This is a genomic window from Pedococcus sp. P2_E2 (assembly GCF_056403955.1).
This window is the reverse complement of the sequence record NZ_JBFUEM010000004.1, coordinates 25913-46409: the sequence shown is the minus strand read 5'-3', so window position 1 is coordinate 46409 and position 20497 is coordinate 25913. Positions and strand designations below refer to the sequence as shown.

Sequence of the window (20497 nt, the reverse complement as noted above, 5' to 3'; positions counted from 1 at the left end):
CAGGGCTGTCGGTTCGGCAAAGCCGTCAGGAGCTGGCTGCCCCGGAGCGGATCACCGAGCGCAGCGTGCGCAGGGCGACCGAGAGCGCGGCGATGTTGGGCTTGTCGAGCCGTTCGATGCCTGACAGAGCAGTCTTGGCGCGGGCCAGGCTCTCCGCGTTGGCCTTGGCCCACTGCTCGTAGCGCTCCACCGGTGTCGCGCCCGACGTCGACGCGTCGATCACGGAGCGCACCAGGCTCTCCAGCACGGCATACAGGTCGTCGCGCAGGGCGCCGCGCGCGAGCGCGTCCCACCGGTCGTCACGCGGCAGGTTGGTGACGCGGGTGAGCATCGCGTCGATGCCGAACCTCTCGGACAGGACGAAGTAGAGGGGTGCCACGTCGGTCGGCGCCTCCCCCGTGTCGGTGGCGATGTCGACGATGTCGAGCAGCGAGAACTGGTCGAGCAGGCTCGCGGACTTGAGCGCCAGGGCCTCAGGCACACCGAGCTTCTCCAGGCTCGAGGCGTTGCGCTGCAAGCGCTTGAGCTCGGCACCCTTGAGCAGGTCGTGGATCTGGGGGGCGAACTGGCCGACCACCTCGCCGAACCGGGCCACCTCGTTGGCGACGTCGAGGCGCGAGGGCCGCGAGGTGAGGAACCAGCGCATCGACCGGTCGATCAGCCGCCGGAACTCGAGGTACAGCTGGCTCTGCACATCGGTGGACACGACGTTGTCGAGGGCCTCGACCTCGTGCACGAAGCCCGGCAGGTCGAAGATCTCGCGGCAGACCACGAAGGCCCGGGCGATCTGCTCCGGCGTCGCGCCGGTCTCCTCCATGGCACGGAAGGCGAACGTGATGCCACCCCGGTTGACCATCGAGTTGACCACCGAGTTGGTGATGATCTCGCGCCGCAGCGGGTGCTCGGCGAGCTCGCCGGCGAACTGCTCTCGCAGGGCGGCGGGGAAGTACTCGGTCAGGGTCGCCTGGAACCAGGGGTCGTCGGGCAGCTCCGAGGGGAGCAGGTCCTCCTTGAGAGCCAGCTTCGCGTAGGCCACGAGCACCGAGAACTCCGGCGACTTCAGGCCCAGGCCGTCTGCGAACCGGCGGTCGATCTCGGTGTCGGTCGGCAGGAACTCCAGGGCACGGTCGAGGTCGCCGCGCTCCTCGAGCCAGTGGATCAGCCGCTGGTGGACCGGGAGCATGGGGTGCTCCTGGGCACGGGCGTTGCCGAGCAGCACGTTCTGCTCGTAGTTGTCGCGCAGCACCTGGTGGGCGACGTCGTCGGTCATCGACGCGAGCAGCGTGTTGCGCTGCTTGAGCGTCATGTCGCCGGCCTTGACGAGTGCGGTCAGCAGGATCTTGATGTTGACCTCGTGGTCCGAGGTGTCGACGCCTGCCGAGTTGTCGATCGCGTCGGTGTTCACCCGCACACCGTGCAGGGCCGCCTCGATCCTGCCGAGCTGGCTGAGGCCGAGGTTGCCGCCCTCGCCGACGACCTTGCAGCGCAGCTGCCCACCGTCGACGCGGATCGGGTCGTTGGCGCGGTCACCGATGTCGGCGTTGACCTCGCTGGCGGCCTTGACGTAGGTGCCGATGCCGCCGTTCCACAGCAGGTCGACCGGCGACTGGAGGATCGCCTTCATCAGCGCGGCCGGGGTCATCGACGTGGCGTCCTTGGGCAGGCCCAGCGCCGCGGTCATCTCCGGGGTGATGGCGATCGACTTGAGGGACCGGTCGAACACCCCTCCGCCCGCGGAGATCAGCGACGTGTCGTAGTCCGCCCAGGACGAGCGGGGCAGGTCGAACAGCCGCTGGCGTTCCGGGAAGCTCGTCGCCGCGACGGGATCGGGGTCGATGAAGATGTGACGGTGGTCGAAGGCCGCGACCAGCCTGATGTGCTCGGAGAGCAGCATGCCGTTGCCGAAGACGTCGCCCGACATGTCGCCGATCCCGACGGCGGTGAAGTCCTTGGTCTGGGTGTCATGGCCCATCTCGCGGAAGTGCCGTTTGACCGACTCCCAGGCCCCGCGAGCCGTGATGCCCATGGCCTTGTGGTCGTAGCCGGCGGACCCTCCCGACGCGAACCCGTCGTCGAGCCAGAAGCCGTAGGACTGCGCCACGCCGTTGGCGATGTCCGAGAACGTCGCCGTGCCCTTGTCAGCCGCGACCACGAGGTAGGAGTCGTCGGGGTCGTGCCGCACCACCGAGGCAGGGGGCACGATCTGCGACCCGTCGCGGTTGTCGGTGAGGTCGAGCAGCCCCGAGATGAAGACCTTGTAGGACCCGATGCCCTCGGCCAGCCAGGCGTCCCGGTCGACCGTGGGGTCGGGCAGCTGCTTGGCGTAGAAACCGCCCTTGGACCCGGTCGGCACGATGACGGCGTTCTTGACCATCTGGGCCTTGACCAGCCCGAGCACCTCGGTGCGGAAGTCCTCCCGGCGGTCCGACCAGCGCAGCCCGCCCCGGGCGACCGGCCCGAACCGCAGGTGCACACCCTCGACGCGCGGCGAGTAGACGAAGATCTCGAACTGCGGCCTCGGAGCCGGCAGGTCGGGGACCTTCTTGGGGTTGAGCTTGATCGAGACGTAGGTCTTGTCCGCGCCCGACGCGTCGGCCTGGTAGAAGTTCGTGCGCAGCGTCGCCGTGATCACGCCGAGGAACGCGCGGATGATCCGGTCGTGGTCAAGGCTCTTGACGTCGTCGAGGTCCTTGGTGATCTGGTCGCACAACGCGCTCTGCGCAGCCTCGCGCTCGGGACCTGCCGCACCGGCATACCGGCTCGGGTCGAAACGGGCCTCGAAGAGGGCCACGAGCTTGCCCGCGAGCTTGAGGTTGGACGCGAGCGCGGACTCGACGTAGTCCTGCGAGAAGGTCGAGCCCGTCTGGCGGAGGTACTTGGCGACGGTGCGCAGGATGACGACCTGGCGCCAGGTCAGCCCGGCCCCGAGGACGAGCGCGTTGAACCCGTCGGACTCCGCCTGACCGCGCCACACGGCGCCGACCGCGTCCTGGAACAGCTCGCGCAACCGGTCGCGACCTCCGTCACCGGACCACACCTTGTCGTTGCGGACCCGCAGGCCGAAGTCGTAGACCCAGAGGTTCACGCCGTCGCCGCGCGAGATCTCGTAGGGCCGCTCGTCGACGACCTCGACCCCCATGTGGGTGAACATCGGCAGCACCTGGGTCAGCGACAGGGGGCTGCGGCGGTAGAGCTTGAAGCGACGCTCGTTGGCCGGGGCGCCGGGCTCTTGGTACATGTTGAGCCCGGTGGAGTCGTCGCCCTCGAGCGCGTCCATGTGCCGGATGTCGGCCACTCCGATGCGGGAGGTGAAGTCCTCCTTGTAGGCCTCGGGGAAGGCGCGGCCATAGAGACCAGTCAGGCGCGCAGCCGCCTCCTCGCCGTGCTCGGTGCGGGCGGCCTCGCTGAGGTCCTCGTCCCACGTGCGGGTCGCGTCGACGAGCTGGCGCTCGAGCACAGCCTCGTCGATCGGCGGGATCGACTCGCCCGCCGGTACGCGGACGACGAAGTGCAGCCGCGCCAGCACGGACTCGGAGACCCGGGTGGTGAAGTCCACCGTGGCACCCGGAAAGGCTTGCCGCAGAATGGATTCCATCTTGAGTCGCACCGCGGTGTTGTAGCGGTCGCGCGGGATGTAGACGAGGCAGGACACGAACCTGCCGAACCGGTCGCGACGCAGGAAGAGCTTGGTCTTGCGGCGCTCCTGCAGGTGCAGCACCGAGGTCGCGTTGTCGTAGAGCGCCTCCTCGTCGGCCTGGAACAGCTCGTCGCGCGGGTAGTTCTCGAGCACCTCGAGGAGGTCCTTGCCCGAGTGCGAGTCGGGGAGGAACCCGGTGCGCTGGAAGATCGCGGAGACCTTGTCGCGCAACACCGGCACACGGGTCACCGACTCGGTGTAGGCGCTCGAGGTGAACAGGCCGAGGAAGCGCTTCTCCCCCGTCACCTCACCCGAGACGTCGAACTGCTTGACGCTCACGTAGTCGAGGTAGGTGTTGCGGTGCACGGTCGCCCGCGAGTTCGCCTTGGTGATGATGAGCAGCTCACGGGCCCGCGCCACGACGCTGGCCTGCTCGCTCAGCAGCACGCCGTCGCCCGGGCGGTCGTAGCGCAGCAGCCCGAGCCCGGTGCCCTGGACGGCCTCGAGCCGGTCGCCGTCGGCGCCGCGCTCCAGGGCGTACTCGCGGTAGCCGAGGAAGGTGAAGTGGTTGTCGGCGAGCCACTCGAGCAGCCCGTGGGCCTGCTCGACCTCGTCGTCGGCTATGCCGGTCGGCGGGGAGTCCACCAGGTCCTTGGCCACCTGGGAGCAGGTGGCCTTCATCTTGGGCCAGTCCTCGACCGCCTCGCGGACGTTGCCCAGCACGCGGCGCAGCCCCTCGGCGACCTCGGCGCGCTGTGCTGGGTCGCTGTCGCGGTCGATCTCCAGGTGCATCCACGACTCGCGGACCAACCCGAAACCGCCGTCGCCCGAGCCGTAGGACCCCGCGGTCGACGCGGCGTCTGCGTCACCCAGCACGAGCTCCTCGAGCTCACCCGTGGCGTTGCGGCGCACCCGCATCGTCGGGTGCACGACCAGGTGCACCGAGCGCTCCATCCGCTGGAGCTCGGCGCTCACCGAGTCGACGAGGAAGGGCATGTCGTCGGTGACGATCTGCACGACCGTGTGGCCGCTGGCCCAGCCCTGCTCCTCGACCTCGGGGTTGAACACCTCGACCTTGGCGGTGCCGACCGGGCGGTCCTGGGCCAGCTCGCGGTGCGCCATCGCCGCACCCAGCAGGTCCTCGGGCGCCCGCGCCAGGAGGTCCTCGGTGGCCACGTGTCGGTAGTAGGTGCGCAGGAACTGCTCGACCGCCTCACCACCCCCGTGGTCCGCGCGTTCGGCGGCGGTGTGCAGGAGTTGCTGACGGGACTGCTCCAACGACACGGACATGGCTGTCGACTTCACCCTCACGTGGATCGTCATGCTCGGTGGTTCGTCATGCACGGTGGATCGTCATGCACGTGGCCGCACCACGATGTGCGCCGCAACCGAGACTAGCGCTCGTCGCACGCACGCGGCACACCCCGCCCCACCAGCCCCTCGCACCGCTTGTTTGCGCAGGTCAAGGTGTGTTTTTTCGGAATCTATGGTGAGGTGGGGTGTTTGCATAACACGAACAGAAGGAGCTCCACGTGATCATCCTCGGCATCGTCTTGCTGATTCTCGGCCTCTTGGTCGCCAGCCTCAAGGTCCTCGTGACCATTGGCGCCATCCTCATCGTGGTCGGGCTGGTGCTGGCCGTCCTGGGTGGCACCGGTCGGGCCATCGGTGGCCGGAAGCACTGGTACTGATCGGACTCAGTTCGTGACGAACGGCCCCCGGAGTGCCCACTTCCAAGCATGTGGGTATCTCCGGGGGCCGTTGCCATGCCTTCACTACAGTGATGGGTATGCCGCCCGCTCCGGCCGATCCCGACCGTCTCCGCTCCCTCGGCGCGGCCCTGGGGCCGTTGCGCGAGTGCGCCGGACAGGGTGCGGAGGAGCTTCTCGCGCAGTTCCCCGAGGTGGGCCACCGTGAGACGCAGTCGGCTCTCGACGCCTGGGTGGAGCAGGCAGCCGACCTGCTGCGAGAGATCGACGCGACGGCATCCGACCTGGCCGACGTGTTGCGGGTCGCGGCGCTGAACGTGGGTGGCTCGGGGTCCGACGCCGACGGGTCACGCACGTCGACCCGCACCTTCGGTGAGGTGTCCCGGTGACGAGCACGGTCATCGGCGACCCGGCGTCGTGCTCCCAGCTCGGCGGCACCCTGCGGCGGCTGGCCACGCGGCTGCGCACCACCGGCCGAGCGGCCCACGACGCCTTCGACCAGGACTCCTTCGAGGCTGGTGACGGCGCCCGCCCGCGAGCGGCGCTCGTGCCGGCCCGACGTCGCGTCGACCTACTCGACGCCGCCGCCGCGGCGGCGGCCCGCGAGACGGACGGGATCGGCTCGGCCCTCCAGGCCCATGCGAGCGACCTCGCCGAAGCCATCGCCCAGGCTCGCCTGCTCATCGACCGCGCCGAGGCAGCGGGACTGCGCGTCGCCGACGGTGAGCTCGTCCCCGCCTGGGGCGTCAGCGGTCTCGCGGACGGCACGACGAGTGCCCGCCAGGAGGCCCATCGCGAGCAGCTGCAGGCCCAGCTCGACGCGGTCGCCGCCATGGTCGGGCAGCGCCGCCAACGTCTGGCCACGACCCTGCGCGAGTCGCAGGGCGTGCTCGCCGCCCACGCCGGAGCGCTGCGCCGATGACGACGATCGACCTCAACGCAGACCTCGGGGAGTCGTTCGGGCGGTGGACCCTCGGCGACGACGAGGCGATGCTCGACGTGGTCACGAGTGCCAACGTCGCGTGCGGCTTCCACGCCGGTGACCCTCGCGGGCTGCTCCGGGTCTGTGAACAGGCCGCCGGACGCGGCGTGGTCATCGGGGCGCAGGTGGGCTATCGGGACCTCGCCGGGTTCGGTCGCCGGTTCATCGACGTCGATCCCGCTGACCTCATGGCCGACGTGATCTACCAGATCGGTGCGCTGCAGGGCATCTGCCTGGCCGCCGGCACCGTCGTGCGCTACGTCAAACCCCACGGGGCGCTCTACAACGCCCTCGTCCACCACGAGGCCCAGGCCGCCGCCGTCGTCGAGGCGGTGCGCAGGGTCGATGCGTCGCTGCCGCTTCTGGGGCTGCCCGGCTCGGTGCTGCTCGGCCTGGCCGACGCCGCCGGGCTGCCGACCGTCACCGAGGCCTTCACGGACCGCGCCTACCTGTCCGATGGCAGCCTCGTCCCGCGCAGCCGCGACGGAGCCGTGCTGCACGACCCCGACACGGTCGCGGCGCGGGCGGTGCGCCTGGTCGTCACCGGCGAGGTCGAGGCCGCCGATGGAGCGCCGCTGCGGATCGACGCAGCCTCGCTCTGCGTCCACGGCGACAGCCCCGGAGCGGTGTCCATGGCCACCGCGGTCCGCGCCGGTCTCGAGGCCGCCGGTGTGAGGCTGGCGCCGTTCGTCGCGGTCGCCGGCTAGGACGTCGTGAACGGGCGGGTGCTGCCGAGCGGCGAGCACGCGGTCCTCGTCGAGCTCGACTCCCTCGACGAGGTGCTCGCACTGCACCACCACCTGTGGGTCCGGGAACGGCCACCCGGTCTGCTCGACGCCGTGGTCGGGGCACGGACCCTCCTGCTCGTCACGGCCTCGGCCCGTGACCTCGCCGGCGTGCGCCCCGAGGTCGACCGCCTCCTGGCCGGAGCGGACCGCCTCCCGGCGCGGACCGGGGACCCGAAGCTGCCGTCGGAGTCGGTGCTGACCGACGCCGACGACAGCGACGTCGTCGAGATCCCGGTGCACTACGACGGGCCCGACCTCGACGACGTGGCCCGGCTCACCGGCCTGACGCCCGACGAGGTCGTGAGCGCCCACACCGGTCGGCCCTGGCGGGTGGGCTTCGCCGGGTTCGCCCCCGGCTTCGCCTACCTCGTCGACGGCGACCCGCGGCTGGACGTCCCGCGGCGAGCCACCCCTCGGCCCCGGGTCCCGGCCGGCGCGGTCGGACTGGCCGGCGAGTTCAGCGGGGTCTATCCACGGTCCTCCCCCGGTGGGTGGCAGCTGATCGGCCACACCGACGAGGTCCTGTGGGACCTCGACCGCGAACCCCCGGCGCTGCTGCGACCTGGGCTGCTCGTCAGGTTCGTCGACGCCGGAGGCGACCGGTGACGGAAGGCGGGCACCCGGCATACGCCCGCCTCGAGGTGGTGGCGCCGGGGCCGCTCACCCTCGTCGAGGACCTGGGCCGGCCGGGCCTGGCATCGCTCGGCGTGGGCCCGTCGGGCGCGGCCGACCTGGGCGCCTTCACGCTCGGCGCGCGGCTCCTCGGCCAACCCACTGACCGCGCCGCGCTGGAGTGCCACCACGGCGGGCTCACCCTGCGGGCGCACGGCAGCGTCACCATGGTCCTCACCGGTGCGCCGGGCCCGGCCACCGTCGACGGGACCCCCGTCGGGTATGCCGCGCCGTTCCTCGTGCGCGACGGCTCGGTCCTGACGGTCGGGACCCCGACCACTGGCGTGCGCAGCTATGTCAGCGTCCGGGGCGGCATCACAGTGTCATCGGTCCTCGGATCCCGTTCGTACGACACGCTTTCCCACATCGGCCCGGTCCCACTTCGGGAGGGCGACCAGCTCCCGGTCGGGTCCCCCGTGGGCGAACCCCTCGTCGACGTCGCACCCGTGGTTGCGCCCTCCGCCGGCACCGCGACGCTCGACCTGGCACCGGGACCCCGGAGCGACTGGCTCGGCGACCTCGCCGCGCTCACCGAACCCGCCTGGCTCGTGCACGCCGCGAGTGACCGCGTCGGGGTGCGTCTGGACGGCCCCACCCTCAGCCGTGCGGCCGGGTTCGAGGGCCGAGAGCTGCCCAGCGAAGGCGTCGTCCGCGGAGCCGTGCAGCTGCCGGCCGACGGGCATCCGGTCCTGTTCCTCGCCGACCACCCGGTCACCGGTGGATACCCCGTCGTCGGAGTCCTCACGTCCCGCTCCGCCGACGCAGCCGCCCAGCTCGTCCCCGGTCAGCCCGTGCGTCTGCGGCTGGTGTCGTCGCGGTCCTCACGATGACGTGGCTACGCTGACGACGCGACGTCCGCCGCACGGCGGGCACAGACCCGCGACAGGAGAAGACGCATGAAGATCGCCAAGTCGATCGAGTACGCCGCCAGCCCGGAGGAGGTGTTCGCGGTCCTGTCGGACGTGAAGTTCCAGGAGGCGAAGTGCGCCGCCACGGCAGCCATCAAGCACTCCGCAGGCGTCGAGACCGTCGGGGACCACACCGTCATCACGACCATGCGCATCCTGCCGAGCGACGGCTTGCCCGACTTCGCCAAGTCGATGGTGGGCGAGACCCTCAAGGTCACCGAGACCCAGGACTGGGGCCCGGCAGGGCCCGACGGGAGCCGCCGCGGCACCGTCGCCATGGCCGTTGCCGGGGCCCCGATCGCCCTCACGGGGACGCTGGCGATCGCTCCTGGAGGGGCGGGCACGGTCGAGCAGCTCGAGGCCGAGCTCAAGGCCAAGGTCCCGCTCATCGGCGGCAAGATCGAGAAGGCTGCCGCCCCGCCGATCGAGGAGGCCATCGACATCGAGGCGACGACCGCGCAGGAATGGCTCGCCCGCTAGCGGTGAGGAACGCCGCGTGTCCGCGCGCGGCATACGGAAGGGCTTGGAACCACAACGGTTCCAAGCCCTTCCGTGTGTTGGCGAGTCCTCAGCCCATGTGCGGGTAGGCGTGCTGCGTGGGCGGGTTGAAGGTCTCCTTGATCGAGCGCGCGCTCGTCCACCGCAGGAGGTTCTGGGCCGCGCCGGCCTTGTCGTTGGTGCCCGACGCGCGTCCGCCACCGAACGGCTGCTGCCCGACGACGGCACCCGTTGGCTTGTCGTTGACGTAGAAGTTGCCCGCGGCGAAGCGCAACCGGTGCGTGGCGTCGGCGATGACCATGCGGTCCTGGGCGATGATCGAGCCAGTCAGGCCGAACGGCGCGAAGCTCTCCATCTGGTCGAGCACCTTGTCGTACTGGCGGTCCGGGTAGACGTGCACCGACAGGATCGGGCCGAAGTACTCGGTCCGGAACGACTCGTCGGTGGGGTCGTCGATCTCCAGGACGGTCGGGCGGACGAACCAGCCCTCGCTGTCGTCGTAGGTGCCACCGGCGACGACGTCCACGCCGGGAGTCGCGTGGGCCCGGTCGATCGCGGCGCTGTGCTTGGCGAAGGCCCGCTCGTCGATGACCGCACCCATGAAGTTGGACAGGTCAGTGACGTCGCCCTGGGTCAGGCCATTGGTGATCGACACCAGGTCTGCCTTGATCTTCTTCCACAGCGACCGGGGCACATAGGCACGTGAGGCGGCCGAGCACTTCTGGCCCTGGTACTCGAACGAACCGCGAATCATGGCTGTCCGCAACACATCCGGGTCGGCCGACGGGTGCGCGAGGATGAAGTCTTTGCCTCCGGTCTCGCCCACCAGGCGCGGGTAGGTGCGGTAGTTCGGCAGGTTGGCGCCGACCTCCTGCCACAGGTGCTGGAACGTCGGGGTCGAACCGGTGAAGTGGATGCCGGCGAGATCACGGTCCGCCAGCGCGACCTTCGAGACGTTGAGGCCGTCGCCGGTGACCATGTTGATGACCCCGGGCGGCATGCCCGCTGCCTCGAGCAGCGCCATCGTCAGGTTGGCGGCGAACTGCTGGGTCGGGCTCGGCTTCCACACGACGGTGTTGCCCATGAGGGCCGGTGCGGTGGGGAGGTTGCCCGCGATGGCCGTGAAGTTGAACGGCGTGATCGCGTAGACGAAGCCCTCGAGCGGCCGGTGGTCGGTGCGGTTCCAGATGCCCTTGGAGTTCAGCGGAGGCTGCTCGGCGAGGATCTGGCGCGCGAAGTGCACGTTGATCCGCCAGAAGTCGATGAGCTCGCAGGCCGCGTCGATCTCCGCCTGGTAGGCCGTCTTGGACTGTCCGAGCATCGTCGCGGCGTTGAGGTGGGCCCGCCACGGTCCGGACAGCAGCTCGGCGGCCTTGAGCAGGATCGCCGCCCGGTCGTCGAAGGACAGGGCGCGCCACCCGGGGGCCGCCGCCTTCGCCGCGTCGACCGCCGACTGGGCGTCGCCGACCGTGGCGTTGCGCATCGTGCCGAGGACCTTGCGCCGGGCGTGCGGCTGCCGCACCTCGATCTTCTTGCCCGCCCCCATGACCCGCTTGCCGGCGATGGTGTGCGGCAGGTCGATGCTCGCGCTGCCCAGCTCTGCGAGGGCGACCTCGAGCGAGGCGCGCTCGGGGCTGCCCGGCGCGTAGTCCAGGACGGTTTCGTTGACGGGGACGGGCACCTGGGTGACGGCATCCATGTGGGCAGGCTCCTCGGGGTCGCTTCGGTGGCTCGGGCGCGGCTGCAGTCCAAACAGCTCTCTGGGGCAGCGCAGCGCCCACCTATGGTGTCACGTATGCCGCCCGCCCTCGACGCCGCCGACCTCGCCTACCGCTGGTCCGGATCCGCCGACCCAGCCACCCCGACGATCGTGCTGCTGCACGGGCTGGGCGACTCCGCCGACTGCTGGCCCGATGCCGTGCGCCGCTGGTCACCCAGCTACCGCGTCGTCGGGCTGGACCTGCTCGGCCACGGCCGCTCCCCACGCTTCACGCCGGAGCAGCGCGCCTCCGAGGACTCGATCGAGCACATGTATGCCGCCGCGCTCGCGACGCTGGAGCACCTCGCCTCGGCCAGTGGTCCCGTGGCCCTCGTGGCGCACTCGATGGGTGGCGGTATCGCGACAGCCCTGACCGCTCGCCGCCCCGACCTCGTGCGGGCCGCAGTCCTCGAGGAGCCCGCCTGGCGCGACCCTGAGCTCCGGGTGCAGGGCCCGTCTGTCGTCGCCGAGCGGATCGCAGACTGTCGGGCCTTCGTCGACGACCCCCAGGGCCAGCTCGCCCAGGGTCGGGAGGACAACCCCACCTGGCCCGAGGAGGAGTTCGCCCCGTGGGCGCAGGCCAAGACCGAGGTCGACCTCGACTTCCTGGGCCTCGGAGTCGCCTCCTTCACGCGGCCGTGGGAGGAGTTCGTCGCTGCGATCGAGGTGCCGACATTGGTCGTCATCGGCGAGCGTTCGACGTTGCTGCCTGAGCCGATCAGACTGCGTGCGAAGGCGATCGGCAACCCGCACGTGCGGATCGAGGTGCTGGACGCCGACCACTGCGTCCGCCGGGACGTGCCGGACGCCTTCCACGCGCTGGTCGACCCCTGGCTCGCCGACCAGTTCTGAGCGTCGGCCCGATCCCCCGTTGTTCGGAGGACGCGTCAGGCTTTCACGAGGGACGACACGACCTGCTCGGTCGCCCCATAGAGGCGCTCGACCTCGCCGGGATCGGCGGCGATGGCTGTCACCCCCAGCCTGCCGTCGACGCGCAGGCAGCTGAGCATGTGCAGGACGACACCGACTCGTCGGACCGGGTCGAACTCCAGGCCCGCAGCGGCGACCGCGTCGATGACCTGTCTCGGCCTGAGGCTGGTCCACGACGGGTCCATGAACCCGTCCGAGGAGCGGTAGCATCGCCGGCCGGTCCCATCGTGCAGGTCGTAGGTCCCGGTCGCGGCGTCGTAGGTCCCCGGCGCCAGGTGGCGCAGGGCGGCGAACGGGTGTGTGGTGCCGCCCTTGCGCAGGTTGACCTCCAGCGCATGCACGTCCCACTGGCCCCGGCGCCGCACCGCGAGGAAGTCGATGCCGAGCCGACCACGGGCTCCCCGGTCGGCCAGCCACCTACCCACGGCCACGGCGTACTCGCCGAGCCGCGCGGCGTAGGCGGGGTCCGCCGGGAAGCGGCAGCCCGAGTAGACCTGACCGTTGTCGCCACCGAGAATCTGCTCGTGGGTCGACACCACGCGCACGGAGCCGTCCGGCAGGACGTCCACCTGGGCGCTGGGGCTCTGCACGCGACGACCCACCAGCAGCTCCTCGACCACTGCACCGGCGTCGAGGTCGGCGAGGTACCACGGCGGGAGGGACTGCTCGAGCGCGACGACGAGATCGGCGGGTTCGATGGCGTGGCCGGACGCGTCACGGACGGCGACCACGACGTTGCCGTCACCTGCTCCGCTGTTGTCGTGCTTGACGACCACGGACGAGAGCTCGGGTCTGGTCCGGCGGATCTCCGCGACCGCCCGGGCAACGCCTGCCACGTCGTGGACGTCCTCGATGCCGGCCGGCGTGGGCACGCCGACCTCGTGGAAGAGCCTGCGCCCGGCACTCTTGAAGCCCAGCGGCCACAGCCCTGGATCGGTGCCGTTGATCGGCGCCCCGATCGCCCGCGCCACCTCGAGCTCGGTGTCGGTGACGTTCCAGGGCTCGATCACGGTGAGTCGGTCCTCGGTCAGCCGGCGCAGCTGCTGCATGACGTCCGGCCGGTCGAGCAGCTTGGCCGACACGCCGCGCGCAGTGTGGTCGTTGACGGTGACGACGTGCAGCCGCTCGAGCATGCCCCCCGGGCGGTCAGGCGACCCGAGGCGGTCGTAGTACTCGAGGACCTCGGGCTCCGGGGCCTGACAAGTCACGAACACCAGCTCGCAGCCGGGAATCCTGGGGATCATCAGGGCGGTGAGCAGGTAGCGGTGCTCGTAGGCGCCGAGGCGGGTCGCGTAGTGCGCCAGGAGGCTGTCGGCCAGGCTGAAGGCGGGGAGGATCACGACGACGTGCGGGATCGTCGAGCCTGCGAGGTTTGCGGCCATGGCTTCGGACAGCCTGGACTGGCGCTCCGCGTCGCCCAAAACATCGCCTCCCGACTCCCTGCCACGAGCATCGGGGTGGTCGGACGGCCCGTGGAACCAGCGTTTTCCGTATCCGCCCAGCCGTGCCGACCCCGTCAGAGGAGGCGAAGCACCTCGTCGAGCTCGGTGGCGTCGTACCAGAGGAGGTCCTCCATGCCCTGGTCGCCAGCAGTCTCGTCGAGGTGGAAGGACACGATCCGCGACAGCGGCACCGGGGTCGACACCGTCACCGCCCCCAGGCCCTCTCGAGCACCGTCGGTCGACACCGACCCCGGGTCGACGTCGGCGGCGGCCACCACCCGCTTGGCGACACTGGTGCCCTGGAGCCCGGCCGCGGCCTCGACGGCCTCGGTCAGCGCGGCATACTCCCACTCCTCCTCGAGGCCGGTCGGGTCGGCACGTTCGACGCGTTCGGTGACGCCGAAGGCGGCGACCGGCGCGGGCCCGATCTGCCGCTCGGCGGCGAGCCGACGCAAGGCGTCGGGGAGGAGCGGCACGTAGATCCGGGTCTGCGTCATTGTTCTCTCATCCAACATCTTCGAAGGCGGACCGGTCGGGCAGGGGGGCAGGGTCGTGCAGCGCGACGGCGGAGGTGCGCAGGGACGTGGCGATGACCCTGGGGCGGCGGCTGACGTCCATCAGGTTGGAGCCGAACGCCTCGAGGTCCTCCTCGCCGGGACCGAGCACCGTCACCTCGGCACCGTCGCCGTGGACCTTGGCCAGCTCGCGCAGCACCCGCAGCGTCACCCGGTTGCGCCACTGGCGCTCCACCCGCGTGCGCCAGTGGGTCGGCGCGTCGCGGACGAAGCTGACCTGCGGCGCGAGGACGTAGACCTCGTCCAGCCCGAGGCCGGTCATCAGGTCGAGGTTGGTGGACGACCAGGCACCGCCGTCGATGTACCGGTGCTCTCCGATCCGCACCGGCTGGTACCAGCCCGGGATGGCGCACGACGCCATCACCGCTGCCGAGAGGTCCACCACCGGAGAACCCGCCCGACCGAACGCCACCCGCTCCCCCGTGTCGAAGTCGAGGGCGACGACCGTGAGTCCGGACCGCTTGGGCCATCCGCGCGGCACGACGTGGCCGACGAGGGCGCCGACCGCCTCGATGCTGCCGCGACCCTCGGGGAGGATGGCCGACAGGACCGCCGTGGGCGGCAGGTGCCGCAGGTTGAGGGCGTTGCGCCGCAACAGCTCTCGCGATCCGAAACCCACCTTGGGCAGGCCGGGACGGTCCCCACCGGTGTCCTTCTCGTAGTCCCAGGAGTATCCCGCCAGGGGGCCCAGGCCGATGGCACCCTCGAGCTGGTGCACGAGCAGGTCCGAGACCGAGACACCGGAGGCGAGGAGACCGGCGAGCACCGAACCGGCCGACGTGCCCACGAACTCGTCGAACTCGCGCGCGTCGACGCCGAGCTCGTCCTCGAGGGCCTTGAGCGCGCCGACCATCCAGGCGGCACCGAGCACGCCACCGCCACCGAGCACCAGCCCTCGGCGCGGACCCTTGCTGCCGGAACGCGCGGCGCCTGGGCGGGAGCTGGTCATCGCGCCTTGGACCGGTGGCTGTCGAGCAGCTCACCGAGGGAGTCGACGATGCTCTGCCCGAGCACGTCGATGTCGGGCATCGAGTCGCGGTCGGCGTTGAGGCCGTAGTAGACCCCGCCGTCATAGGACGTCAGCCCGATCGACAGCGCCTGACCCTTGGCGAGCGGCATCACGGGATAGGTGGACAACATCCGCGCGTCACCGGCATACAAGGTGTGCTGGGGTCCGGGGACGTTGGTGATGACGACGTTGAACAGGCGTCGCGACATGGCGGAGCCAAGGCGTGCGCCGAGCGAGTGGAGGGTTGGGGGCGCGAATCCTGCCAGTCCTGCAAGCGATTCGGCACCGACCGCCTGGCCGCCCTCCATCTGCTGACGCATCGCGAACGCGATCTGGTGCAGCCGCATGGACGGACCCGGCTCGCCCACGGGAAGGTCGACGAAGCAGGCCGTGAGGCGGCTGCCGAGGTGTCGTGCGTCCGCGTCGTAGACGCTGACCGGCACCATCGCCCGGACCGTCGTGCCCGAGTGGACGGACTCGCCCCGGGTCAGCAGCCAGGTGCGGAAGGCGCCCGAGATGGTCGCGAGCACCACGTCGTTGATGGCGACGTCGTCGGCGTAGTTGCCGCGCGCCAGCCGACTGCGAACCTTGCGGTAGTCCTCGAGGTCGGTGCCGATCATCACGTAGCGACGCGCCTCGCCCACGGAGGCGTTGAGCGGTGAGTGCGGCGCCGGCCTGGCGGCGGTGCGAGCCAGCGTCGCCACGACATCGCCTGCGGCAGTAAGGGCGCGAGTGCCCACGGCCTTGACGTCGACGATGCCGCCGCGGATGTTCTCGACGACCTCGCTCGGACGACGCACCGCATCGACGAGGGCGCCGGTGAGCAGCTCGATGTCGCTGGGCTCACGCGACGGGCGCCAGGTGTCGGTGACCAGCCCCTCGGCCGCCGGGTCGCCGTCGACGATGACGTGCGCGATGTCCACCGCGTTGATGCCGTCGACGAGGGCCTGGTGCGACTTGGTGACGATGGCGAAGCGGCCCTCGTCCAGCCCCTCGACGAGGTAGACCTCCCAGAGCGGCCTGCTGCGGTCGAGGGCCCGTGGCTGGATGCGGGCGACGAACTCCTGGAGCTGCTCGTCGTTGCCCGGCTTCGGGAGCGCCGAGCGGCGCACGTGGTAGGTCACGTCGAAGTTCTCGTCGTCGACCCACACCGGGTTGGCGAGCCGCCCGGGGACCTGGCGGATCCGCTGGCGGTAGCGCGGCACGAACGCGATCCGCGTCGAGATGAGCTGCACGAGCCGGTCGTAGTCGAACCCGTCGCTCGGCGGGTCGAACACCATGACCGAACCCACGTGCATCGGCGTGGTCGCCTCCTCGAGGTAGAGGAACGACGCGTCGAGGGAGTTCAGGCGGTCAGGCACCCGCTCATCGTGTCAGATGGCGCTGTTTAGACTCGGGTTCGTGACGAAGATGACTCTGCGCCGGCCCATTTCGTATGCCGCCGGGCTGGCCATCGCCGCATCCCTCACCGCCTGCGGTGGGGCCGGCGACGACCCGGTCGTGGGCACGACGAGCAGCTCGTCGTCGAGCTCGTCGTCCTCGAGCACGTCGTCCTCGAGCACGTCCAGCGAATCGAGCACCGCCGCTCGCACGATCGACATCACGGTGACGGGCAACAAGGTGTCGCCACCCCCGACCACGGTCGACCTCGGCGTCGGCCAGTCGCTCACGCTGACCGTGACCAGCGACCACGCCGACCAGCTGCACCTCCACGGGTTCGAGATCGAGAAGGACCTGGTCGCCGGGAAGCCGCTCTCCGTGACCGTCACCGGAGCCCAGCCAGGCGTCTACGACGTCGAGACCCACCACCCCGAGCTGCGCCTCCTGAAGATCGCCGTCAAGTGACCCTGGCAGCACTCGCCGCGCTGCCGGCCCACGGGGTCGGGTCACGCGAGGACCTTCCGCTGCCGTTCACCCTCCTGCTGATCGGCGCGGGTCTGGCGCTCGTCGTCTCGTTCGTGGCGCTCGGCGCCTTGTGGAAACAACCCAGGCTGCGGCCCGAGGACGGCCGACTGCTGCCGATGATGCTCGCCCTGGCCCTCGACAGCGCGGCGGTGCGCGGACTGTTCGTCATCGCGTCCCTGGCGATCACCGGCTGGGCGCTCGTGGCACTCAGCCTGGGCAAGGACAACGCGAACAACCCGGTGCCGTCGGTCGTCTACGTCTGGCTGTGGGTGGGGCTGGCCTTCATCTCGATGGTCTTCGGCGGCATCTGGCGCCTCGTCAACCCCGTGCGGTGGCTGCACCGCGGGATCCTGGCCCTGTTGCGGATCGAGCCGGACTTCGCGCTCGCCGAGTACCGGCTCGGGTACTGGCCTGCGGCAACGGGACTGCTCGCCTTCGCCTGGCTGGAGCTGATCGCGCCGAACAACGCGGACCTTCCCGTGCTGCGGGTGGCGATCCTCGGCTACCTCGTCCTGAGCCTGGTGCTGGCGATGGCGTTCGGTGCTCCCTACCTGCGTCGCGGCGACCCCTTCACCGCGTGGTCCTCCCTCTACGGCACCCTCAGCCCGCTCGGGCGGCGGGCCGACCGTCGATGGGTGCTGCGCACCCCGTTGCACGGCCCCCTCGAGCTCGGCGCCGCGCCAGGTCTGCTGGCGGTCTGCTCGGTGATGCTCGGGACGACCGCCTACGACGGCTTCTCGGGAGAGACCCGCTGGTACACCTTCGTCCAGTCCTCCAGCCTCCCGGCGAGGGTGTGGGAGACCGGCGCACTGGTCACGTTCAGCCTCGTCGTCGCCGCCACCCTGTATGTCGCGGCCGTCCTCTCCGCGCGGCTCGCCGGAGTCAGCGTGCGTGGGGTGGCCTCGGCCTTCGCGCCTTCGCTCATCCCGATCGCGGCCGGGTACCTCGTCGCGCACTACTGGTCGCTGTGGGTCTGGGAGGGCACCAACGGCCTCGCCAAGATGTCAGACCCCTTGGGGACCGGCGCGAACTGGCTCGGAACTGCGGGCGTGACCCCGTCGGCGTCGCTGATCGCGCCCGGGCTCGTGGCCGGAATCCAGGTCGTCGCCATCATCACCGGCCACGTGCTGGGCGTCGTCGCCGCCCACGAGCGGGCCGTCTCGTTGTTTCCCCGCCGGGCCGCCGTGCTGGGCCAGGTACCCCTGCTCGTGCTGATGGTCGGCTACACCGTCGGGGGTCTCACCCTGCTGTTCAGCTCCTGAGGTCAGCGGCGCCGGCGGCGCCGGCGCTCGGGTGCGGACCCGGCATACGCGGTGGTCAGCGACGCGATCGCGTGGCGCAGCTCGCTCTGGGGGGCGAACTCGGCCAGCGACGCCCCGGCGAACATGGCTCCGTCGAGGCTGTCCTGGTCCCAGGGCAGGTAGGTGAGGCCGTCCATGCCGGCGAACCGGCCGAGGGCCTCGGCGATCCGCCGCTCGGGGCGGGTGCCGACTGCCGAGGCACGCACCCTGTTGACGACCACTCGCGGGGGCGGCGACGGCACGGCCGCGAGGTCCTGGACGGCCCGGACCAGTCGTTGCAGGCCCACCGGATCCGCCGAACCGACCACGACGAGCTCGTCGGCGCACCCGAGAGCGGTGAGGGTGGCGGCGTTGCGTCGGGGGGCGAGGGTGTCGTAGGAGAGCTCTTCGTCGTCCTCGATCGCAAAGCCGCAGTCGATCACGACGAACTGGCTCAGCTGCCGTGCGACGGTGAGCACGTGCGCCACCGACGGCGCCCGCAGCTCGGTCCAGCGCTCGGCGCGAGGTATGCCGGTCAGCACCCGCAGGCCAGGAAACACCACCGGAGCGATACGAGCCAGTGCTGCGAGGTCGAGGGCGCCCTGGTCAGCCGCTCGCGCCGCGGCCGCCACCCCAGGAGCTTCGTCGAGGAGGCCGAGGGACTGCGCGACCGACGAGCCGTAGGTGTCGCAGTCGACGAGGAGGGTGGACGCGCTGCGAGCCAGCTCCGCCGCGAGGTTGAGCGCGACAGTGCTGCGACCCGGGGCGCCCGTGGGTCCCCAGACGGCGATGACCTTGGCCGCCACGATCGGCCCGGCCGCCTCCGGGTCGTCCCCGAGGACCACCGAGACAACCTCACCGGCATCGAGTGCGCCCGGGAGGTCGAGGGAGTCGAGGACGTCGTCGATCTCGTGACTGGCCTGGTCGGCCCTGAGCACCACGGTCAGACCGAGCTGGCGGAGCCGTCGCTCCCCCTGGTCGTCGCCGGGGGCGACAACCCCTGCCACGTCGACACCATGGCTGGCGAGCTCGTGCAGCGCCGGCCGGTCGAGGGCACGCAGGTCGGCCGAGACGAGCGCGACCTGGCCGAACCCGGCAGCCGCCGCGGCCAGGAGGTCGGGCAGGTCGGCGCAGCGTCTTGCCATCGTGTAGCCGGCAGTGGCTTCGAGGGCCGTCACCAGCTCGGACTCCCACGCGCCGTTGAGCGCGGCGATGACCGAACGGGTCACTGGTCGACCCGCAGCGACGTCCCCGCGACGGGGACGACCGTGATGCGCGCGCCGAGGTCGACCGCTGCGATGAGCTCCTTGATCTGCGCGGTGGGAGCCATCACCTGGATGGGACGATCGCCGGATGCGCCGCCTCCCAGGCCCCCACTCGTCTTGGGCAGGCTCGAGACCGACACACCTTCGAGGGCCAGCGCGGGCCCGGCGAAGGCCTTGCCCCCCGGGGCCGCGCCCGCATCGACCGGGTTGACGTAGACGTCGACCCGGGAGCCGACACGCAGCGCCGCCGCAGCGCCGCCGTCGACCGAGAGGGTCAGCGGCTGGACGCCGACCTGGTCCCTGCCCCCCACCGCCGCGGCGGGAACGAGCTCGCCGGCGCCGACCTCACGCAGCACGTACCGGTCGGGCGCCGGCTCCGCCGTGGCCTGCAGGTAGCGCGACAGCTCGGAACCCAGCCGCACGTCGACCCGGGTGAGGTTGTCCTCACCCAGGTGCTGCCCGGGCACCAGCGGCCCGCGCGCGGCATACACGGCAGTGCGGTCGTCGGCATGGGCGACCACGAACGAGCCGAGGGCCGCCGACGCGAGCACCAGCAGCAGGCCCACCACGAGCCGGGTGTCTCGCCAGCGCGGTTTCTGGAGCCTTGCAGCCGTCGGCATGGGCAGGTCGGTCATGGCGATGTCCCCTCGATCAGCCTTTTCCAGCCACGTCGGCCGCACCCGCCGGGACATCATGACGCACGAGGTGGTCCAGCGCCGGGTGAATCCACAGGTTCGCGGGTCATCCACATGGTCGGCAGGCCAACTCCCCCAAACGGCTATAGATGCCAGAATCTGCTCATCGACCAGACGCAGCCACAAGAACATGGTAAAAATTCGGTCAAGAGAACGTCTGCATCCAGTCAAGTCGGCTGGCGGAAAGTAGAGGGGATTGACGTGGCTAAGCGCTTCATTCAGCTGGCTGAGGTCTCGGAAGTGCTCGATATCTCATCCGCCCAGGCCTACGCCCTGGTCCGATCCGGCGAACTGCCGGCCATCAAGGTCGGCGGCCGCGGTCAGTGGCGCGTCGAGGTCGCCGAGCTCGAGGGGTACATCCAGCGGATGTACAGCGAGACGAAGACCTTCGTCGCGGCGCACCCCTTCGGCCAGGGTCAGGACTGAGTCGTTGCGCCCTGCGC

19 protein-coding genes are annotated in these 20497 nt (G+C 70.8%); 11 read left to right on the top strand and 8 right to left on the bottom strand.

Features of this window, described 5'->3' with window-relative positions:
• Window positions 1–25 precede the first annotated feature (25 nt).
• Window positions 26–4960, bottom strand: coding sequence for an NAD-glutamate dehydrogenase (locus AC1DWR_RS10005; RefSeq protein ID WP_477624351.1), 4935 nt, complete (start codon window positions 4958–4960; stop codon window positions 26–28).
• Window positions 4961–5169: 209 nt separating this feature from the next.
• Between AC1DWR_RS10005 and AC1DWR_RS10000 the strand changes: the two genes are divergently transcribed.
• The 7 genes from AC1DWR_RS10000 (at window position 5170) to AC1DWR_RS09970 (ending at window position 9176) form a co-directional block, all read left to right on the top strand.
• Window positions 5170–5328, top strand: a complete 159-nt coding sequence (locus AC1DWR_RS10000) for a DUF6131 family protein (protein ID WP_170212756.1) — start codon at window positions 5170–5172, stop codon at window positions 5326–5328.
• 98 nt (window positions 5329–5426) lie between these two features.
• Window positions 5427–5735, top strand: coding sequence for a hypothetical protein (locus tag AC1DWR_RS09995; protein ID WP_477615052.1), 309 nt, complete (start codon window positions 5427–5429; stop codon window positions 5733–5735).
• Window positions 5732–6268 (top strand): hypothetical protein, encoded by a 537-nt coding sequence (locus AC1DWR_RS09990; protein ID WP_477624350.1) that lies wholly within the window; start codon window positions 5732–5734, stop codon window positions 6266–6268. The genes AC1DWR_RS09995 and AC1DWR_RS09990 overlap by 4 nt, the downstream gene beginning before the upstream one ends.
• Complete coding sequence (locus AC1DWR_RS09985) at window positions 6265–7035, top strand: LamB/YcsF family protein (protein ID WP_477624349.1); 771 nt, start codon at window positions 6265–6267, stop codon at window positions 7033–7035. The genes AC1DWR_RS09990 and AC1DWR_RS09985 overlap by 4 nt, the downstream gene beginning before the upstream one ends.
• Before the next feature lie 6 nt (window positions 7036–7041).
• Window positions 7042–7722 (top strand): 5-oxoprolinase subunit B family protein, encoded by a 681-nt coding sequence (locus AC1DWR_RS09980; protein ID WP_477615049.1) that lies wholly within the window; start codon window positions 7042–7044, stop codon window positions 7720–7722.
• Window positions 7719–8618, top strand: coding sequence for a 5-oxoprolinase subunit C family protein (locus tag AC1DWR_RS09975; RefSeq protein WP_477624348.1), 900 nt, complete (start codon window positions 7719–7721; stop codon window positions 8616–8618). The genes AC1DWR_RS09980 and AC1DWR_RS09975 overlap by 4 nt, the downstream gene beginning before the upstream one ends.
• Before the next feature lie 66 nt (window positions 8619–8684).
• Complete coding sequence (locus AC1DWR_RS09970; RefSeq protein WP_477615047.1) at window positions 8685–9176, top strand: DUF2505 domain-containing protein; 492 nt, start codon at window positions 8685–8687, stop codon at window positions 9174–9176.
• Between the two features lie 88 nt (window positions 9177–9264).
• On the opposite strand, the gene pruA is transcribed toward AC1DWR_RS09970, so the two are convergent.
• Window positions 9265–10893, bottom strand: a complete 1629-nt coding sequence (gene pruA, locus AC1DWR_RS09965) for an L-glutamate gamma-semialdehyde dehydrogenase (RefSeq protein ID WP_477615046.1) — start codon at window positions 10891–10893, stop codon at window positions 9265–9267.
• 96 nt (window positions 10894–10989) lie between these two features.
• Between pruA and AC1DWR_RS09960 the strand changes: the two genes are divergently transcribed.
• Window positions 10990–11805 carry an alpha/beta fold hydrolase gene (locus tag AC1DWR_RS09960; protein ID WP_477624347.1) on the top strand — a complete coding sequence of 272 codons (816 nt, stop codon included), beginning with the start codon at window positions 10990–10992 and terminating at the stop codon, window positions 11803–11805.
• Between the two features lie 35 nt (window positions 11806–11840).
• Here the strand turns inward: AC1DWR_RS09960 and AC1DWR_RS09955 are convergent, their stop codons facing one another.
• The 4 genes from AC1DWR_RS09955 to AC1DWR_RS09940 form a co-directional block, all read right to left on the bottom strand.
• Window positions 11841–13265, bottom strand: a complete 1425-nt coding sequence (locus AC1DWR_RS09955) for a peptide ligase PGM1-related protein (protein ID WP_477615044.1) — start codon at window positions 13263–13265, stop codon at window positions 11841–11843.
• Between the two features lie 134 nt (window positions 13266–13399).
• Window positions 13400–13822: a DUF6912 family protein gene (locus AC1DWR_RS09950; protein WP_477615043.1), complete on the bottom strand. Its 423-nt coding sequence runs from the start codon at window positions 13820–13822 to the stop codon at window positions 13400–13402.
• Window positions 13823–13829: 7 nt separating this feature from the next.
• Window positions 13830–14849, bottom strand: coding sequence for a patatin-like phospholipase family protein (locus AC1DWR_RS09945; RefSeq protein ID WP_477615042.1), 1020 nt, complete (start codon window positions 14847–14849; stop codon window positions 13830–13832).
• Window positions 14846–16270: a WS/DGAT/MGAT family O-acyltransferase gene (locus tag AC1DWR_RS09940; protein ID WP_477615041.1), complete on the bottom strand. Its 1425-nt coding sequence runs from the start codon at window positions 16268–16270 to the stop codon at window positions 14846–14848. Before AC1DWR_RS09940 ends, AC1DWR_RS09945 begins: the two co-directional genes overlap by 4 nt.
• Window positions 16271–16319: 49 nt before the next feature.
• Between AC1DWR_RS09940 and AC1DWR_RS09935 the strand changes: the two genes are divergently transcribed.
• On the top strand, window positions 16320–16754 hold the full coding sequence (locus AC1DWR_RS09935) for a cupredoxin domain-containing protein (RefSeq protein ID WP_477624417.1): 435 nt from the start codon (window positions 16320–16322) through the stop codon (window positions 16752–16754).
• Complete coding sequence (locus AC1DWR_RS09930) at window positions 16751–18076, top strand: hypothetical protein (protein ID WP_477624346.1); 1326 nt, start codon at window positions 16751–16753, stop codon at window positions 18074–18076. Before AC1DWR_RS09935 ends, AC1DWR_RS09930 begins: the two co-directional genes overlap by 4 nt.
• Window positions 18077–18078: 2 nt before the next feature.
• Here AC1DWR_RS09930 and AC1DWR_RS09925 read toward each other — a convergent pair whose 3' ends face one another.
• Both AC1DWR_RS09925 and AC1DWR_RS09920 read right to left on the bottom strand, forming a co-directional pair.
• On the bottom strand, window positions 18079–19323 hold the full coding sequence (locus tag AC1DWR_RS09925; protein WP_477624345.1) for a CpaE/TadZ family protein: 1245 nt from the start codon (window positions 19321–19323) through the stop codon (window positions 18079–18081).
• The gene (locus AC1DWR_RS09920; protein ID WP_477615038.1) at window positions 19320–19994 is read right to left on the bottom strand and encodes a hypothetical protein; all 675 of its coding nucleotides are present in this window, start codon (window positions 19992–19994) and stop codon (window positions 19320–19322) included. The genes AC1DWR_RS09925 and AC1DWR_RS09920 overlap by 4 nt, the downstream gene beginning before the upstream one ends.
• 261 nt (window positions 19995–20255) lie before the next feature.
• Here AC1DWR_RS09920 and AC1DWR_RS09915 point away from each other — a divergent pair, with 261 nt between their 5' ends.
• Window positions 20256–20480: a helix-turn-helix domain-containing protein gene (locus AC1DWR_RS09915; protein WP_477615037.1), complete on the top strand. Its 225-nt coding sequence runs from the start codon at window positions 20256–20258 to the stop codon at window positions 20478–20480.
• Window positions 20481–20497: the final 17 nt, after the last annotated feature.

Bases quoted from the DNA above. Each gene is read 5' to 3' on its own strand.
- AC1DWR_RS10005 (WP_477624351.1), bottom strand. From the start codon at position 4,960: ATGACGATCCACGTGAGGGTGAAGTCGACAGCCATGTCCGTGTCGTTG.
- AC1DWR_RS09995 (WP_477615052.1), top strand. From the start codon at position 5,427: ATGCCGCCCGCTCCGGCCGATCCCGACCGTCTCCGCTCCCTCGGCGCG.
- AC1DWR_RS09985 (WP_477624349.1), top strand. From the start codon at position 6,265: ATGACGACGATCGACCTCAACGCAGACCTCGGGGAGTCGTTCGGGCGG.
- AC1DWR_RS09970 (WP_477615047.1), top strand. From the start codon at position 8,685: ATGAAGATCGCCAAGTCGATCGAGTACGCCGCCAGCCCGGAGGAGGTG.
- pruA (WP_477615046.1), bottom strand. From the start codon at position 10,893: ATGGATGCCGTCACCCAGGTGCCCGTCCCCGTCAACGAAACCGTCCTG.
- AC1DWR_RS09960 (WP_477624347.1), top strand. From the start codon at position 10,990: ATGCCGCCCGCCCTCGACGCCGCCGACCTCGCCTACCGCTGGTCCGGA.
- AC1DWR_RS09955 (WP_477615044.1), bottom strand. From the start codon at position 13,265: ATGGCCGCAAACCTCGCAGGCTCGACGATCCCGCACGTCGTCGTGATC.
- AC1DWR_RS09950 (WP_477615043.1), bottom strand. From the start codon at position 13,822: ATGACGCAGACCCGGATCTACGTGCCGCTCCTCCCCGACGCCTTGCGT.
- AC1DWR_RS09945 (WP_477615042.1), bottom strand. From the start codon at position 14,849: ATGACCAGCTCCCGCCCAGGCGCCGCGCGTTCCGGCAGCAAGGGTCCG.
- AC1DWR_RS09935 (WP_477624417.1), top strand. From the start codon at position 16,320: ATGACTCTGCGCCGGCCCATTTCGTATGCCGCCGGGCTGGCCATCGCC.
- AC1DWR_RS09920 (WP_477615038.1), bottom strand. From the start codon at position 19,994: ATGACCGACCTGCCCATGCCGACGGCTGCAAGGCTCCAGAAACCGCGC.